The following is a 17,371-nucleotide window of genomic DNA, read 5'->3' on the forward strand; positions in this document are numbered from 1 at the left end:
GCCCATGCTCATCTATCCAAAAGCCCACTTTCACCCCTACACCCACGCGAGCGGCGGCTGGGGCTCGGCGCAGTCGGTGATGAAAATTCTCTGGCGCGAACAGGCCTTTGCCAAGGCCACCAAAGCGCTGCTCAAACAGAACAAGCCCGATGGCTTCGCCTGCGTCAGTTGCGCCTGGGCCAAACCCGGCAAGCCGCATGCCCTGGAGTTCTGCGAAAACGGCGCCAAGGCCACGGCCTGGGAACTGACCTCGCTCAAGACCTCACCTGCGTTCTTCGCCGAACATTCGCTCAGTGAACTGCGCCAATGGTCGGACTACGCACTGGAGCAACACGGGCGACTGACCCATCCGATGCGCTACGACGCGGCCACCGACCGCTACCGCGAAACGTCATGGGAGGAGGCTTACCGCGAGATCGGCGCGCAATTGCAAACGCTGCAACCCGACAGTGTGGTGTTTTACGCCTCGGGCCGCGCCTCGCTGGAAACCTCGTTCATGTACCAGCTGTTCGCTCGGGCCTATGGCACCAACAACCTGCCCGACAGTTCGAACATGTGCCACGAAAGCACCTCGGTCGGCTTGCAGGAGAGTATCGGCATCCCCGTCGGGAGCGTGACGCTGGAAGATTTCGAGCACACCGACTGCCTGTTTTTCTTCGGCCAGAATGTCGGCAGTAATGCCCCGCGCATGCTTCACCAGTTGCAGGATGCGCGCAAACGCGACGTGCCGATCATCACCTTCAACCCCTTGCGCGAACGTGGGTTGGAACGCTTCGTCAATCCGCAATCACCGGTGGAAATGCTCACCCCCGAATCCACCGTGATCAGTACCCAGTATCACCAGGTGGCAATCGGTGGCGACACGGCCGCCCTGCTCGGCCTGGCTAAAGTGCTGCTGGAGCTGGACGACCAGGCACTGCGCGACGGGCGTGCGCCGGTACTCGACTACGCCTTTATCGCCGAACACACCGAAGGCTTCGACGCGTTTGCGGCGATGGTTCGCGCCGCGCAGTGGCCGACCATCGAGCGCCGCTCCGGCCTGAGCCGCAGCGCCCTGGAGGCGGCCGCGCAGGTGTACGCGCGCAGTAACCGGGTCATGATGATCTACGGCATGGGCCTGACTCAGCATCGGCACGGGGTGCAAAACGTGCAAATGCTGGTGAACCTATTGCTGATGCGCGGCAATTTCGGCAAGCCGGGTGCAGGTATCTGCCCGGTCCGCGGCCACTCCAATGTGCAGGGCCAGCGCACGGTGGGCATTACCGAAGACCCGAAAAAAGTCCCGGTCGAACTGATCGAGCAGCAGTTCGGCTTCAAGGTGCCGGAGCAAATGGGCCTGTGCACGGTGGACGCCTGCGAAGGCATTCTGGCCGGGCGCGTGCGCGGCTTTATCGGCTTGGGCGGCAACTTCCTGCGCGCGATTCCCGACACGTCGCGCATGGAGCCGGCCTGGCAAACCTTGCAACTCAACGTGCAGATCGCGACCAAACTCAATCGCACGCACTTGCTGCCCGCGCAACACCAGTGGCTGCTGCCGTGCCTGGGGCGTATCGAAATCGACCGGCAGCAGGGTGTTGAGCAAACCTGGGCCACCGAGGACAGCACCGGCTGCATCCACGGCTGGCATGGCAGCGCCGAACCGGTCAGCGCCCACGTGCGCGCCGAGGCCAGCATCGTCGCCGGCCTGGCCCAGGCCACGTTGCCAGCGGGCGGCTCGATTGATTGGCAAGGCTGGAGCGCGGACTACTCAAAAGTGCGCAGCGCCATCAGCCTCATCTATCCGCAGATCTTCCACGACATGGAAACCCGCATGGCCGAACCGGGAGGATTTCACCGCCCCATCGCCGTTGCGCACCGCGAATGGCTGACCGACAGCGGCAAGGCACAGTTCGTGCTGCCCGCCACACTCAATGAAGACGATGACGTCAACACCCAGGTGCTGGCGCGTGATGTGCTGCAACTGATGACGCTGCGCAGCAACGACCAGTTCAACACCACGATCTACGGCTACGAGGATCGCTTTCGCGGCATCAGTGGCACGCGCGAAGTGATCTTCATGCACCGCAACGATATCGCGCGGCTGGGTTTCGAGAACGGTCAGGGGGTGATGTTGACCACCGCCATAGAGCCTGAGGTCAAGCGCCAGGTCGGCCCGCTGGAAATCGTTGCGTATGACATCCCCGAAGGCTGCGCCGCGGCGTATTACCCTGAATGCAACCCACTGGTGCCGCTCTGGCACCACGCCGAACGCAGCAAAGTGCCGGCGGCCAAATCGGTGCCGATACGCTTGAGCGTGCCGGTTGATGCGCTTGGGCGACAGTGACAGGTGCAGGTCTGGTGCTCTGACTGACACCACCAATCGCTAAGCGATTGGTGACCCAGTGGGTTGTAATGGCTGTGCATCAACGCGTTGACCTTCCACCGTGCGACAACGCAGCGTTGATGATCCACGGGGCGAAGGCAAGTCGCCCGCCCGGCCTATAGCAACGCTGAAGTGTTTGCGGCTTGATCAGCGATTGTCATTAAGGCGCCTGAAGCACCGACGCGCTCGCGTGGCCGTCCACATAGTGGCCGCCGTCATCAATCAGTGTGTAGCTGATCTGTACGCTGGTAACGGCGCTATAGGTGAAGTTTTCCAGCGGGTAGATTTTGTCGCTGAGCGGCGGCGCCATCATATCGAGTGACTTTGCAACGGGCTGTTCACGCCCTTGAACACCTACGCGCAGAGAAGAAAACGAGGCGTGATAAGGGCTGGGGTTATGGCACACAAGCACCCAGCTGCCGGCATGCGGCTCGATACGAAAGGTAAGGGTTTCTGCCATTTTCTCGGGAGCGCCAGGCAGGTGGGCGGGACGATAAAATATTTTCATCTGGGTGTTCATGGCCACGGCGACGCGCGTCGATAAGGCAGGCGCGTCGGCTTTGGCAGGAGGGATCTCGTACAAATTCAGCCAGCTCACGGACTCACGGTCCTTGGGCAGCGCGCTACCGTCATAAACAATGCGCAGGCCCTGCAACGCCTGAGGTTGCAGGCGAAATACCGAGGGCAGAGCAATCATTGCCGAGACTGAGTTTTCCGGCGCGCGGTTGCCCTCACCGTTGTCGACCCAGGTTTGTACGACTACGGGGTAAGAGTTGGTGTTGGCCAGCATCAGCGAGCGTTGGGTCTGGCCCTCGTGAAAAATCAATCGCGTCTGTTCGGGCATTAGCCCGGCGCGGGCAATTGAGGACGCACTCATTGCCGCGCACATCCACAACAGTGCCGAGTAGAACGCCAGCCTGATCATTGGACCTTCACCAGCACGTACGCGGTGGCGTTGACCTTGCCCGGCTTCGCTGTTGCGCCAGGCAGCGTGCTGAGGGTCGCGGTGATCGTCTGTAGGTAGCTGGTGTAACCGGACGCATTACTGCCGGCGCTACTGGCACCCGCCAGTACCGGATACCAGCCGCCGGTGGCGCCCGCGCCGGTGCCTGACCATCCCAGAAAATTCATGGCACTGCCGTTGCTGGCGTTACGCAGGCTGATACCCACCCCGGTGGCTACCGAAGGATCGGTGCCATAGCCATTGGACACTAGATAGGTCACCCCGCCTCCACTGGTCAGCAACCCCAGGGACTGGGCTTGGGTATAGGCGCTGTAGGCCACTTGAATACCCAGTGCGGTCTGGTTGCTGGCGGTTCCGGAACTGGCGGTGTTGCTGCATTCCAAACCAATGGTGAAGTCGCTGCTGCGCGTCATGCCCTGGTTCAACTCAGTCGCGGTGATCGGCAGGAAACTCACTACGGGCGTGACATTACGCGCCACGCAGGTAGCGGTGTAGCTGATTGACGCGGCGGAACGCATGCCAAATGCAATACCGTTACCCGCGCCCCAAAAATTGTAGTTGGTGTTAGAGTCCGACCCAACCGCGTCCGAAGCGATGCCACCCCCCCGAAACTGGACGTAGCCATTGGGCTGGGTGCAGGTATAGCTGTAGGTGCCACTGCCGCTGGAGGCTGCCAGCCCCCCGCAGTAGTTACTTCCCGAGCCAGACGATGGCGGGAGGCTGGAGACGCGAGTCAGTTCGCCTTGGATCATACTCAAGTGTTTGGCTTTGATCTGGATCTTGCTGCCGACCGTATCGTACTGGGTAATCTTGGCGTCCTGCCAATAGCGGGTGAACACTTTCCCTGAGTTCAGGTGCGTCAATTTAACCCCAACATAGGGAAACCAACTGGCGTAATAACCAGGCAGCCCATCGTTGATCGAGGCCCCGGAACCGTTGCCGATTTCCCAGTATCCACCCACGCGATCGTCACCATTGGTGGCGAATACCTCGTAGATGCTATCGGCGTCACTCAGGTCGCACTCCCACAATACGGTCTCGCTGGTGAGACCGGGCGCCGTTGCGGCCGAGACCACAACTGAACCTAGCTGGGTGCCTACCGGTTGCAGGTAGGTTGAAGTGAGGTTGACCCTGCCAAACGTCAGCTGTGCCGAGTTGCCATCGTACACCTGACTGCCGTTGTATACGCGTCTGCAGGTGGCTTCGGCGTCCATGACCACAGTGGCACCGAGGGCCACGAGCAGCATAAACAGAGGGCGAAAAAGAGTCATCGTTAGCTCCAGTAACAAATAGTTCAGGGGCGGCGGCAATCGCTATTGAGTTTGATCAGGGTCTGGCTGACATCCTGGTGCGCCAGATCAAACTGCATCCGGCACTGCTCGCTTGCGCCGTCACCCCATCGAACGGTCAGGCGGCCTTTGAGTTTTTCGGTGCGCAGGTATGCCTGGCTGCCTTGGCCGACCATGCCGACGAGGCTGCCGTTTTCGTCCAACACATCAGCTCCCATAGGCACGGCCTCACCACCGGGGCGCACGGCTTTAACCAGAATTGCGTTACCAACGCGGGTCTTGAACTCCACTTTCACCGCAGCGCCTGCATAGGGTGCGACGCGACGCTGACCGTCATTGAGTTCGGCTTTTTCACTCATGCCCTCAGGGTTGATGGCCACCGTGTTGTAACGGTACGGGGTCAGCGACGGCACCAGCGCGTAACCGTCGCTGTTGATGGTTGCCCCCATGCCGTTCATGACTTTCGCACCGCTGGCACCCTTGGCTTCGATCAAGGCGAAGGTGTCGCCCAGGTAAGGCCCGAAGGTCACCCCGCCGCTGTGCACCGCCAAGGCACCGCGAGCGCTGCCGGAGGCTTGCCAGTAATCCTGCCCTTTGGACGCGCTGGCGCTGACTGAGGCGTTGGGCAGATATTTCTGAACGTTGGCGCTCCACACGTTCTGTTTTTGATCGGCATCGCGGGACACATCTACGCTGTAGCTCAAGCTCTGATCGGCACCCTGGGTGCCCGACAATGAGGTTTGATAGAGGTCGCCAGAGGTAGAGCTGTGTGTCACCGAGCTGCTCAGCGACGGTACATTCGAGCGAGCCGGGCTGCCCAGTGGGAAGGACACCGAGAGCAGCGTGACGGTCTCTTGGGTACCGGCACTGCGGGTGGTGCCCACCCCGTTGTCCGGGACGGTGTTACCCAGTTGGTCGTTGTAGTTGCCGCTTCTGCGGTTCAGGTAACTGCCGGTGCTCTGGCGCGACACCGAGAGGTTGACGCTGACGTTGTTGCGCAACGTGTTGGACCAGCCAAACTGCAGTTGCGTGTCGCGTTCGCGGCCGCTGCGGTAGTCCTGGGTCGAACCGGACAAAAACACACTGCCGTAGTCATTGAGGTTTTGATTGATCGACACCTCAAAGCGTGAGCGTTGCATATAACTTGTCGACTCCCACGTTTGCTGGTTGCGGGTCGACTCGCGCACACCGAGCACGTCGCCGAGGTCCCGATAGCCTTCGGTTGAATAACGGTAGCCGGCAATCGACAGCGTGGTATTAGTCGGCTGGAAAGTGCGGCTGTAGGACAGACGCGCCATCCAGCCATCGAGCTGACCTTCGTTCGGCAGGTCAGCGCGCGAGTAAGTAGTGTCCAACCCGAATGCGCCCAGGGTGCTGGCGTAGACGCCGCCGAGCACCAGCGCCTGGTAGCCGTCGGCTACCCGCAAGCCGCTGTTGGCGGTCACGCTGTTGGTCAGGCCACGCTGGTAAGTTATTTCACCGAACGGGTCGTTGTCGCCGAGATCGCGGCTTCGGCCCACCGCCATGCTGTAGCGTGAAAGGCCAGGTCGCAACGATTCGGGTACCGCAGAAAAAGGTACTGTAAAGCGGCTGACGCTGCCGTCGGCCTCGACCACCGACACTTCAAGGTCGCCATTGTAGCTGGTGGAATACAGGTCGCTGATTTCGAAAGGACCGGGCGCGACGGTGGTCTGGTAGATGTCATTGCCATTCTGGCGCACGATGACCTGCGCGTTGGTTTTGGCAATCCCACGCACTGTAGGTGCATAGCCGCGCACTGACTCCGGGAGCATGCGGTCGTCCGACGCAATCTCCAGCCCGGTGTAGCTCATGCCCGAAAAAAAGCGACCTGAAGTAAAACCCTGGCCAACGGTCATTTCGCCTTGTAATCCGGGCAAGGCGCGTTGGGCATAAGTACGGGTAGTGTTCCAGTGGCTGCCATTGTCGTTGTCGTATCGTAAGTTGCCTTGTTGGCGCAGGCGCCACAGCCCCATGTTCAAGCCGCTGTTAAGAGCTAGGTAGCTGGAATCGGAACTGCCGCTGTAGTTGCCTGTGCGTGTGACGTGGTATTGGCTGGCGCTGTAGTTCACGAAACCGATGGTATTGCCATCGTCCAGGTTTTGCGCCGAGACGTAGCCACGCGGGGTCTTCTGCATCAGGCTTTGTGGCACATTAAGGTCCAGCCGCAACTGCCCGAAATCGAATGCCGTCGACGCACCCGGAACGGATTGGCCCAACACCAGGCACCGGTCGGCGCCGGGGGGCTGAATCGCACTTTTGAGGACCCCACTGCTTTCCAGCAACGCAACGGGCAGACAGGGCTGCACATCCCCTTCACCCTGGTCGGCGAAGCGCAGGTCGACGCGATTGACAAAGCGCCCGTTAATGAACAAATCCACCCGGTATTGCCCAGGCTCAATGGCATTGACCTTGTTGAAGCGCGTGAGTGAACCGCTGCCAAACAGCATGTTGTCGTCGAATACATAAGCGTCGGTGGAAGCTGGGGCGGTGCTTTGCGCAAAGGCGATGCCTGGACTCATAAAGCTGACGGTGCTGAACAGGCTTGACTGCACGAAATTGCGTAACCAGCGGTTACGTTCCAATACAAGATCCATCTTGAATGCTGATACGCGACAGGTAGGCATGACTATCACCCCAGGCCGATCAAAGAAGCGGCAGATCAGTGACTACATCAGCACCGAAATCGTTGACCAATGTCAGCCGCACGGTGTCACCCGCAGCGGCGCAAGCGCCGGCAGGCAGCGCCCAGACGGCTTGGCTCAACGGAGCGACCATCGACTCTTGGGCAATCGCGTAAGACTTGCCCCGGCTGACCACGTCGGCCCGGCGCACGGTGGCAAAATAGCCGCTGTCATTACTCGCGGTCACCGCCCTGCCCTGAAGCTTGAAATGCAGGGACTGGCTTAGCGCATCGGGGTTTCCGGCCAATGCTTGCGGGCGGTAAAACAACTTCATGCGGCTACTGACGCTGAGCAGCAACTTGTTGGCGTGCAACTCGCTGGCCTTCATCGCCGGCATCTGCACGAAATTGAGGTAGAACAGCGATTCGCGGTCCTTCGCCAAGTCGCTGCCGGTGAAGACCAGACGCACGACCTGACCGGCGTTGGGGTTCATGCGAAAGACCTGCGGGCTGGCGAGGAATGGCGCGTCAGCGGTTTGTGCCGTGAGGTTCGGATTGCCCGTGTCGAGCCACACTTGGACCAGGTAAGGATGGGTGTCCTGATTGGTCAGTTGCACCATCTTTTCCTGGGCTTGAGCCGGGTAGATCACACGGGTACCGGTCATTACAACGCTGGCATGTGCATAGGAAGTAATGGCCGTGCCAAAGGTCAGCGCCAGTGCCATTGCGGTTTTCTTCAGGCGAGTCATGGTGTTCTCCGTCCAACACGTGCAGAGCGGGTGAAGAATGAGGGCGTGGGTAAAAGTGCCGGGCACAGGGCCCGGCAGGGTGACTGGGATTACAGGTAATCCAAGGCGTATTGCGCGGTGGCCGAAACAGTACCGGCTGTAGCGGCGCCTTCTTCGCTGATGTAGCGAACCGCAAAATCATGGCTAGCGCTGGTGGCGCCGGAGCTCAGGGTCAGGCCTGGAACAGAGGTAATCCCGTTGAGCACAACGGCGGACCCACCCGTTTCGCCGAGCAGTTGCACTTGTACGTTAGTGGCCGTACCCGCGTTGGCCAGGTTGCCTGCGCTGGTCACGTTGCTACCCAGGAAAGCCGTCTTGATGGCAAGGTTCGAAGAAGGTGCAGTGCAGCCGCTCACGCTGATGGTGAATGGTGTCTCGCCTGCCGTGCTACCCACCGCATTCAGGGCCGCAGCGCTGACAGTAGGCATCAGGATGACCGGGTTCGCCGCGTTGCCATTGACTGCTACAGCGCAGGTCTGAGCCGACACCTGGCCGGTAAACGTGATGGTGTTCTGGGCAGCTGCGAAGGTCAGTGCTGGAGCGGCGGTCATGGCCAGGATCAAGGCGATGCGTTTCATTGTGGAACTCCTCATTAAAATCGATTTGGGCTGTGCGTGGATGCTGTCCGGTATTCGCCAAGGGGCGTAATGGAGCCGATCCAGGCACCGCAATTTTAAGGAAAGGAGGGGCTGGGTTTAATCAGGCGATTCTTAAAAAGCACACCTGGCCATGCCTGGCACCCGCTAGCCCAACCAGGCCGAAAACGCTAGGGAATTTAAGGATCGTCTTATTCCGACGTCTTGGCCGTTGCATTAACGTTGCCTGATGAAACTACGCCAACCCCTACCTCCGTTCGATACGTCGTTCTCAACTCCCACGGCCGCGAGAAAGTTGCTGCGCCTGTTGGTCATCGCTCTGGTGTTGGGGTTTTACGCGGGCGTCTATAGCTATGTGAGCGGTACCTTGAGCCAGGAGATATCCCAACGACGCAGTTACATGAACGCGGCGATATCCAATGCGCAGAGTTTTTTCGTCAGCCGCCAGACACTGCTCAAGACGCTACGGTTGGCAGCCGTGCGCCGCATCACCGCGCCGGTAGCCAATGCGAACGTGGTGGAAGGTGAGGAAGTCCATCTGGGCCTGGGATCGGGCAAACAGGCCTGGAGCCTGTGGTTGACCCACCGCATGATTGACTACCTGCGGTTCAATAACGTGAATCTGTTGTACGTCGCGACCGGCACCAAAGCCGAGGTGATGCGCCTGATTCCCGCACGCGAACCGGTCCAGTTGATTGCTCCGCACTTGCTGACGCGGCTCAACGCTGAATATGACAGCACCGCCGACGAGCTATGGCTCACGGACCCTGAGCGTGACGATTCGCCCCTGTATATATTCACCCGCCTCGATGACCGTAATCCTCACTCGGGTTGGCTGGGGTTAGAAGTCGAGTCGCCAGACCTGCTCAACGCCCTGCGAAACGAAAACGCCGGCCAGTTCACCTTGCTCGATGCGAGCGGCCAGTTGATCTTTGATAGCGTGCAGGGGCATGCATTACGCCTGGAATTAGCCCAAATGCCAGCGCATCAATCGTTCGGCTTTGTAGGCGGCCACTGGCTACCCGACCATCTGGCGATTCGCAAACAGCTGGGCTTTTCGAATTGGCAGCTGGTCTACGCGCTCGACATGCACTCATTGCTCCCGGCGTTGATAACGCCCGTGCTGATCAGCGTATTGCTCTGCGTGCTTGTCACCTGGCTGATGATCTGGCTGATGCGGCGTGTCGATCAGCGCCTGATCATACCCGCCGGCAATCGCATTGAGGCGCTGGTGGAAAGTGAGGCTTTCAGCCGCGCAGTCATCCGCATTGCGCCAGTGGCGCTGTGCGTGCTGCGCCGCCAGGACGGCGAGGTGGTGCTTGATAACCCGCTCTATACCCAGTGGATAGGCGACAGCCAAGAGCGCCAGCAGCGCAGTGCGGAATGGATCCGTCGCGGCTTTGATGATGCCGAACACAACACCGTCGATGAGTTGCAACTGGCGGATGGTCGGCACCTATATCTGAGCTTCGCGCGTACTCGCTACAAACGCGAAGACGTATTGATTTGTGCGTTTAGCGACATCAGCGCACGGATGCAAGTAGAAGTCGCCCTGGATCGGGCGCGGCGCATGGCTGACGCCGCCAACGAAGCCAAGACGTTGTTCCTAGCAACCATGAGCCATGAAATACGTACGCCGCTGTACGGGGTGCTGGGCACACTGGAGTTGTTGGCGCGCACAGAGTTGAGCGATCAGCAAAAAGGCTATCTGCAGGCTATCGAGGGGTCTTCCGCCAACCTTCTGCAACTGATCAGCGACGTGTTGGACGTATCGCGTATCGAAGCGGGGCAGTTGCAACTGGAGTGCAGCCGATTCTCGCCGCTGGACTTGATTGAGGAAGTGATTCACGGCTATGCCGCCGCGGCTCAACGCAAAGGCCTGCAATTGTTCGCCTGTGTCGATCCGCAATTGCCGGATTGGTTGAACGGCGACGTCAGCCGTATTCGGCAGATTCTCAGCAACCTGCTCAACAATGCGCTGAAATTTACCGACAGCGGCCGGATCATTCTGCGCGTCAGGCTGGACAGCTGTGACGGTGAGCGTGTGATGTTGCACTGGCAGGTGTCCGATACCGGCAAAGGTATCTCCCACGAAGAACAGCAACACCTGTTCGAGCCGTTTTACCAGGCCGATGGGAACACCCATGTGGTGGCGGGCACCGGCCTGGGCCTGTCCATCTGCAAGCGCTTGATGCACCTGATGAACGGCAGCATGCGTGTGGTGAGTGAACCGGGCCTGGGCAGCAGCTTTACCCTGCACTTGCCTCTTGAGCAACTGTCGGCGCTGGCACCGTCACTGGGCGCTGACGATCTGTTGCCAGAGTTGGTCTGCGTGCTCTCGCCGGTACGCGAGTTGGCCGTCAGCATCTGTGGCTGGTTGTGTCGATGGGGCGCGCGCGCCCAAGTCGGCTTGCCTAAGGCCTATGACCACACGGAGGGTGCGGTGCTGCTTGAATTGCACCCAGGACGGCTTGGCGAAACGTTGGCCCCGAAGTGGGAAGGCCCGCGCGTACTGGCTGCCAGTGACCTGCATGATGATGCAGTGAATAACCCGGTTGGCACGGTCAGTTTCAACAGTTTAAAAGCCCTGCGCATGGCGATAGGGGCCGCTCAAGGGCAACTCATGCGTGGCACGAAGGCATCTGCGCAAAGCTATCCGGTCTTCAATCTGGGTATCCACGTGCTGGTGGCCGAAGATAACGTCATCAACCAGTTGATTTTGCGCGATCAGCTCGAAGAGCTTGGCTGCACGGTCGAATTGGCCGGTGACGGGCTCATCGCCCTGGAGATGTGGCGCCATTCGGCGTTCGACCTGATCCTCACCGACATCAATATGCCGCGCATGAACGGCTACGAACTGACCGCAAAGTTGCGTAGCCTCGACTGCCACTTGCCGATCATCGGGGCTACCGCGAATGCAATGAGCGAAGAAGGTGAGCGTTGCCTGGAAGCGGGCATGAACCGCTGCCTGGTCAAGCCTTTTGCATTGCGCACGCTTTACGCCTGCCTGGAACCTTACCAAAGGAGTGGCAATTGAAACCCTATCGGGTGCTGATTGTTGAAGACCACCCCTTTCAGCATGAACTTTTGCGCAATCTGTTCAGTACTCTCGGTGGGTTTCACGTAGAGGCCGTATGGGATGGCGTTACGGCGCTGCAGCGCCTGAACATTCAGACTTACGATCTGGTCGTGACTGACTTATTCATGCCCGTAATGGATGGTGTGCAACTGATCCAGAACATTGGCAGACTCGGCAAAGCGCCTGCACTGGCGCTGATGAGTGTGGCCTCGCGACGCATGTTGGTTAGCGCCGGGCTCGCGGCGAACAATCTGGGCCTGGAAGTGCTGAGTCTTATTTCAAAACCGGTGGATGCGTACGACATCACGCGCTTGCGCGATTGCCTCGATAAGCGCCGCAGTGACTTGGATGCTTCCCGTGCCCATGCGGCGCCCCCAGCTCGCCAGTGCCTGCTGGCGGCCATGGAAAGCGGTGAAATACAGGCTTGGTTTCAACCGAAAAAATCGTTGCGTGACGGCCGAGTATGCAGCGCGGAAGCGTTGGTGCGTTGGCGACACCCACAGCAGGGAATGTTGCTGCCAAGAGATTTTCTTCCAACACTTCAACGTTTCGGGCTGGAAGAAAGACTGCTCTGGCTGATGCTGGAACAGACTATCGAGGCGCAGTCATTGTGGCGCCGACGTGGCTGCGAAGTGCCCGTGTCGATCAACTTGCCGACCCATCTGCTCGACAGCCATGACCTTGCCGATCGTTTGCATGATCGCGTCTTGGCCCTGGGCGCGGAGCCTGCCTCGATTGGTTTCGAGCTGATGGAGACCTCCACCACCGAGTCGCTCAGCCACTACTACGCCGGCGCCTGTCGCTTGCGCATGAAAGGTTTCGGACTGGCGCAGGACGACTTCGGCAAAGGTTTCAGTTCCTATTTCAACCTCGTGTCCACCCCCTTCAGCGAACTGAAAATTGATCGTTCATTGGTACACGGGTGCGTCGACAACGAAAACCTCGCCACCGCGTTGCAGAGCATTGTCGAACTGAGCCGCAAGCTGGGCTTGACGGTGACGGCCGAAGGTGTGGAAACCCAGGATGAACTAGAGTTCCTGCGCAAGATCCAGTGTGATCAGGCGCAAGGCTTCCTGATCTGCTGCGCCGTACCGCCCGAGCGTTTTTTTGAACTGCTGCGCGAAGATGGCCTGAAGCCAGCACTAAAGTGAAGTCAGATTGTCTACCTGTAACGCGCCATGGAATGGCAACAGTGGCGGAGAAAATCCCCTCTGTCTTATTCCAAGACCCGGGGCGTCAGCGATGAAAAATGCAAGCCTCAAGTTCGGCGTCTTCGCCTTGAGTTCTCAACGAATCAACAAGCTATTACTGGTGCTCGCCGGCCTCACGGTGCTGCTGGTCAGTATGTGTTACTGGGCAGTTGAACGGGTGCTGGATGAAGAACGGATCAAGGTCGAATTCCATTTTTCGGGCTTGATCGAAAGTATTCATGAATACGACACGTTTTTACGCAGTGCCGCCAGCGCTTATGACCGCAGCAACCAGAACACCCTGACCGACATACGCCCGGTTTCGCGCGTCGAAATTTTGCAGAAAGGCCAGGAGCGTGTATTCCAGAGTCACGGGTTGGCCCTGTCCCAGGCTTTCACCCTCAGCGAGCGTAAGCACTATAGCCCGGAGCAGTTGCAGGGCAGCTATTCGCTGGCCGTGCAACTGACCGATTATTACAGCGCGTTCTGGGCCAGCTCCTTCTACTCGGCGCCACAAATATTCCTGTTTTCGCCGACTGACCAATTCAACATCGCAATTCCAGGCGTCGATGGCATGCGCAAGCAATCGTTATTGCTCAAGAGCAACTTCTTCGACGTGACATCTCGCTTATACCAAGGGCTGCTTGCCCGCCACGAGCAGCTCAATAACCGGCGCGTGAGCTGGATGCGTGCGCCACAGGGACTGTTGCAGGGTACCGAGACGATTGTGGCATTCATTGGCGTAGACGTGAATCCATCGATCATGCCTGAACGCCGCAGTGATGGTTTGCTGACGATTGCAGCGTTACTGGACGCTGGGCAAATCAACGATCTGGACAGGCTGCTGACACGGCCCATCGACCATCGCGTCACGCTGATCTCTCCGGCAGGGGATGTGCTGCTGGGTGATGCTCAGGGTTCAGCGTCACTGCCGGTTGGCATGAGCCTGGCCGCCGACGGCTTACGCTTCAAGGTCGTTTCGACCGGCAAAGACCAGTGGGTTGGCTTGTACACCATCAGCTATGAAAACTTCTTTCGCTTCGCCAAGTGGTCATTGCTGGGCACGGCTGGCGCGTTTCTACTTGCGGTGATTCTGGGCTGGCGGATCAACCGTTGGTATCGCGCTGGCATCGTGGAGCCTGCGTTAAGAGCGACACGATTGCTGACCGAAAGCGAAGAGTTCAACCGAGCCATGTTGCAAAGTGCCCCGATTGGCCTTTGCGTGGTGCAACGGAACAACAATAAGGTATTGCTGGAAAATCAGCGCGCGCAGGAATGGCAAGGCACCGCTGAGCTGATCGGCTTGCTCAACCGCGACTATCGAGACGAAGACCCTCGCGAAATGCAGATTGAAGTAGCCGGACGGCATTTGCTGGTTTCGTTCAGGTTCAGTCGCTATCAGGATGAGGATGTGGTGCTTTGCGGGTTCAATGACATCACCCGCCACGTTGATGACGCCCTGCTGATGGAGCAGGCCAAACGCTCCGCAGACGAGGCCAGTGCTGCCAAGACGCTGTTCCTGGCAACCATGAGCCATGAAATTCGCACGCCCCTGTATGGCGTATTGGGCAACTTGGAGCTGCTGGGGCTGACCCACCTTGATGCCCGCCAACAGGACTATCTACAGACCATCGAACGTTCGTCGGCGGTGTTGTTTCAGTTGATCAGCGATGTGCTGGATGTGTCGAAAATTGAATCGGGGCAGATGGCGCTCGAGAACGTGACCTTTTGCCCCCTGGATGTCTTCGAAGATGCGGTCAACAGCTATGCTGCTGCGGGCCTCAACAAGGGATTACAGATCTTCGCCTGTGCGGATGCAAACTTACCGGCGTTGATGAGCGGCGACCCTAGCCGCATTCGGCAAATCCTGAATAATTTGCTCAGTAATGCCATCAAGTTCACCGATTCCGGGCGAGTCATCGTGCGCCTCAATGTGACGGAACTGGAACTGACTCACGCAACGCTGCAATGGCAGGTTTCCGACACGGGAGCCGGCATCAGCGAAAAGCAAATGGGGCAATTATTCAAGCCGTTTTCGCAACTGGCCGGCAGCCAACAGGCCGGCGGCGCGGGCCTTGGCTTGTCGATCTGCTCACGATTGAGCGAACTGATGGACGCTCAACTGCGCGTGGTCAGTGAGCCGGGGCTTGGCAGCAGTTTCTCTCTTCATCTGCGTCTGCCTATCGTTCCTGGCTCCTTACCTGACCGCTCGGACATTGAGCTGCAAGGGTTGGCGGTATACGTGCGAGCACCGTTTAAGGAGCTTGAGCAATCGCTGATTGACTGGCTCAACCGCTGGGGAGCGCGTGCGGTAGCACTGCCACCGGGCTACCAGGGCGGTGAACATGAGTTGCTGCTGGACAGGGTGACCGGGGCGGGCCAGCAGATCGTTTGGAATGGCCGGCGTATTTACGCGACCGAACTCGGCGCACCTCAGAGCGACGCGACAGAGCACGCTTGGACGGTTAACGCCTACGATATTCGCGGCATCGTGCGGGCCCTGTCGCAGGCGCACCCGGGCAGCGTCAAACCGCTTGAATCAAACGAACGCGTTGTTGGCCAGAGGTTGAGGTTGAGGGTGTTAGTGGCAGAGGACAACCCGATCAATCGCGCCATTTTGCAGGAGCAGCTCGAAGCGCTAGGTGCATCGGTGGTCGCAGCTGAAGACGGTGAGGAAGCGCTACAACGCTGGTCGCCCGGCACCTTTGATCTGGTCATCACCGACATCAATATGCCTAGGCTTGACGGCTATGACCTGGCCCGCGCTTTGCGCGAGCGTGACAGGCACATACCGATCATTGGCGTCACTGCAAACGCCCTGCTTGAGGAGGGTGAGCAATGCCTGGCGGCGGGAATGGACGCATGGGTGGTTAAACCCTTGAGCCTGGACGCGCTGCGCAAAACTTTGCTGCGTTATTGCAGCGATCGCGTGGAAAAACGGCACTCTGGCGCTCACCTGCAGCAGGGCGATATGGACGGTTGGATCACGCTGTCCGCTACCATGCACCGGTTGTTCATCACCACCATGCTGGACGATATTCGCCTGACAAGGCAAGGCCTTGATGCCAATGACAAAGAACAAGTAGTGCGCTATTTACACCGCATGAATGGATCCCTCGCATCGCTTCGTGCTTCGCGCTTGAGCGCTGCATGCAACGCTCTGGAAGGGGCTCTCTACAAAGGCTCACTGAGCCCGAGCCTGGTGGCTCAGGTGCGTGACCTGCTGCAGCGCCTCGAAGAAGTAATGGACGCCATAGCGCTCAACCCAAGCTCTCAAGGCCAACCATCAAACAGGTACATATGAAAAAAATAAAGGTAGTGATTGCTGACGACCACCCTATCGTGCTGCTTGGCGTGCGTGAGGTCATCCAGCGCGACCGCCGTTTTGAAGTGGTGGGCGAAGCGACCAGTTCCAGTCAATTGATCGACAGGCTACAGAGTGAAAAACCGGACGTGGTCATTACCGACTTTCACATGCCCGGCGATTCGACGTTTGGTGACGGCCTCAAATTGATCGAGTACCTCACCCGAAGGTTTGTCGACGCGCAGATCCTGGTGCTGACGATGATGTCCAACAACTTGATCGTGTCCCGTCTGCATGAACTGGGGGTGATGGGGGTTATTCAAAAAAACCATTTGCACGAAGAAATTGAACACGCACTGAACGCCCTTGCCTCGCGCCGTAATTACCAGAGCCCTGTGCAGGAAGCACTCTCGGTTACCCACAATCAGCAACAAGTCGACGAACGCTTTGCAAGTTTATCCCTGCGTGAAATGGAAGTACTGCGGCTCTTCGTGGCTGGCCACAGTGTTACGGATATTGCACGCATGGTTAATCGCAGCAGTAAGACAGTGAGTTCACAAAAGGTCTCAGCGATGCGCAAACTGGTGGTCAGTACCGACCAGGCACTGGTGACTTACTGTGTGAACGCAGGGAAGTTTCAATGACGCCTGGAAATTTAAGAACTGTCTGATGGGCCGCTGCCAGCGCACAGCCGATAATGCGCGGACCTCTGTGTACGGATCGTTAAAAAATGAGCGGCAAGTACGTAAAGCAGAAAACCATCATGGTGCTGTGCCGCCACGCCGGTGTTCTGCTTAATTACAGTGCCTTGTTAAATGAAGCAGGGTATTTCCACATCATCCTCTGTTCCAACATGAAAGAAGCGACGAGCAACGTTGCTAAATCCAGAAAAATCGACTGCTTCATAATGGACAATTTTCGAGTATCCAATACTGATAAACACTGCATCCGACACTTGAATCGGTCCTGCTTGATAAAGCATTTTCTGTTACTGGGTGATTTTGGTTTTGACGATCAGCCGCGCGTATTTAGTTGGGCCAAGAAACATTGCATCCCCTTATTAGGGATGGCCAGGCAACCTGTGAAAGCATCCGATTTGGGGCGATATCTGGAAATCTTATAATGAGGCACCTCGGTGCTGAACCACAGTTGAACCTG

The 17,371-nt window shown here is 58.4% G+C and carries 11 protein-coding genes; 6 read left to right on the forward strand and 5 right to left on the reverse strand.

The window, feature by feature from the left end:
* The first annotated feature begins 4 nt into the window (after positions 1-4).
* A complete protein-coding gene (locus tag AACW30_RS06185) occupies positions 5-2,323 on the forward strand; it encodes an FdhF/YdeP family oxidoreductase (RefSeq protein WP_200624499.1) in 2,319 nt (772 codons plus the stop codon).
* Positions 2,324-2,522: 199 nt separating this feature from the next.
* Here the strand turns inward: AACW30_RS06185 and AACW30_RS06190 are convergent, their stop codons facing one another.
* The 5 genes from AACW30_RS06190 to AACW30_RS06210 form a co-directional block, all read right to left on the reverse strand.
* Positions 2,523-3,287, reverse strand: a complete 765-nt coding sequence (locus AACW30_RS06190) for a fimbrial biogenesis chaperone (RefSeq protein WP_200624500.1) — start codon at positions 3,285-3,287, stop codon at positions 2,523-2,525.
* The gene (locus tag AACW30_RS06195; protein WP_234452606.1) at positions 3,284-4,597 is read right to left on the reverse strand and encodes a fimbrial protein; all 1,314 of its coding nucleotides are present in this window, start codon (positions 4,595-4,597) and stop codon (positions 3,284-3,286) included. The genes AACW30_RS06190 and AACW30_RS06195 overlap by 4 nt, the downstream gene beginning before the upstream one ends.
* A 23-nt stretch (positions 4,598-4,620) precedes the next feature.
* A complete protein-coding gene (locus tag AACW30_RS06200) occupies positions 4,621-7,218 on the reverse strand; it encodes a fimbria/pilus outer membrane usher protein (RefSeq protein WP_234452607.1) in 2,598 nt (865 codons plus the stop codon).
* Between the two features lie 61 nt (positions 7,219-7,279).
* Positions 7,280-8,005 carry a fimbrial biogenesis chaperone gene (locus AACW30_RS06205; RefSeq protein ID WP_200624502.1) on the reverse strand — a complete coding sequence of 242 codons (726 nt, stop codon included), beginning with the start codon at positions 8,003-8,005 and terminating at the stop codon, positions 7,280-7,282.
* A gap of 89 nt (positions 8,006-8,094) precedes the next feature.
* Complete coding sequence (locus AACW30_RS06210) at positions 8,095-8,622, reverse strand: fimbrial protein (RefSeq protein WP_200624503.1); 528 nt, start codon at positions 8,620-8,622, stop codon at positions 8,095-8,097.
* Positions 8,623-8,869: 247 nt separating this feature from the next.
* On the opposite strand from AACW30_RS06210, the gene AACW30_RS06215 reads away from it, so the two are divergent.
* The 5 genes from AACW30_RS06215 (at position 8,870) to AACW30_RS06235 (ending at position 17,336) form a co-directional block, all read left to right on the forward strand.
* Positions 8,870-11,677 carry an ATP-binding protein gene (locus AACW30_RS06215; protein ID WP_200624504.1) on the forward strand — a complete coding sequence of 936 codons (2,808 nt, stop codon included), beginning with the start codon at positions 8,870-8,872 and terminating at the stop codon, positions 11,675-11,677.
* Positions 11,674-12,870 carry an EAL domain-containing response regulator gene (locus tag AACW30_RS06220; protein ID WP_200624505.1) on the forward strand — a complete coding sequence of 399 codons (1,197 nt, stop codon included), beginning with the start codon at positions 11,674-11,676 and terminating at the stop codon, positions 12,868-12,870. The genes AACW30_RS06215 and AACW30_RS06220 overlap by 4 nt, the downstream gene beginning before the upstream one ends.
* Positions 12,871-12,877: 7 nt before the next feature.
* Complete coding sequence (locus tag AACW30_RS06225; protein ID WP_234452608.1) at positions 12,878-16,213, forward strand: hybrid sensor histidine kinase/response regulator; 3,336 nt, start codon at positions 12,878-12,880, stop codon at positions 16,211-16,213.
* On the forward strand, positions 16,210-16,857 hold the full coding sequence (locus AACW30_RS06230) for a response regulator (RefSeq protein WP_200624506.1): 648 nt from the start codon (positions 16,210-16,212) through the stop codon (positions 16,855-16,857). The genes AACW30_RS06225 and AACW30_RS06230 overlap by 4 nt, the downstream gene beginning before the upstream one ends.
* Positions 16,858-16,943: 86 nt before the next feature.
* Positions 16,944-17,336, forward strand: a complete 393-nt coding sequence (locus AACW30_RS06235) for a hypothetical protein (RefSeq protein ID WP_200624507.1) — start codon at positions 16,944-16,946, stop codon at positions 17,334-17,336.
* Positions 17,337-17,371: the final 35 nt, after the last annotated feature.

Source organism: Pseudomonas sp. MF6747 (assembly GCF_963890955.1).
GTDB lineage: Bacteria > Pseudomonadota > Gammaproteobacteria > Pseudomonadales > Pseudomonadaceae > Aquipseudomonas.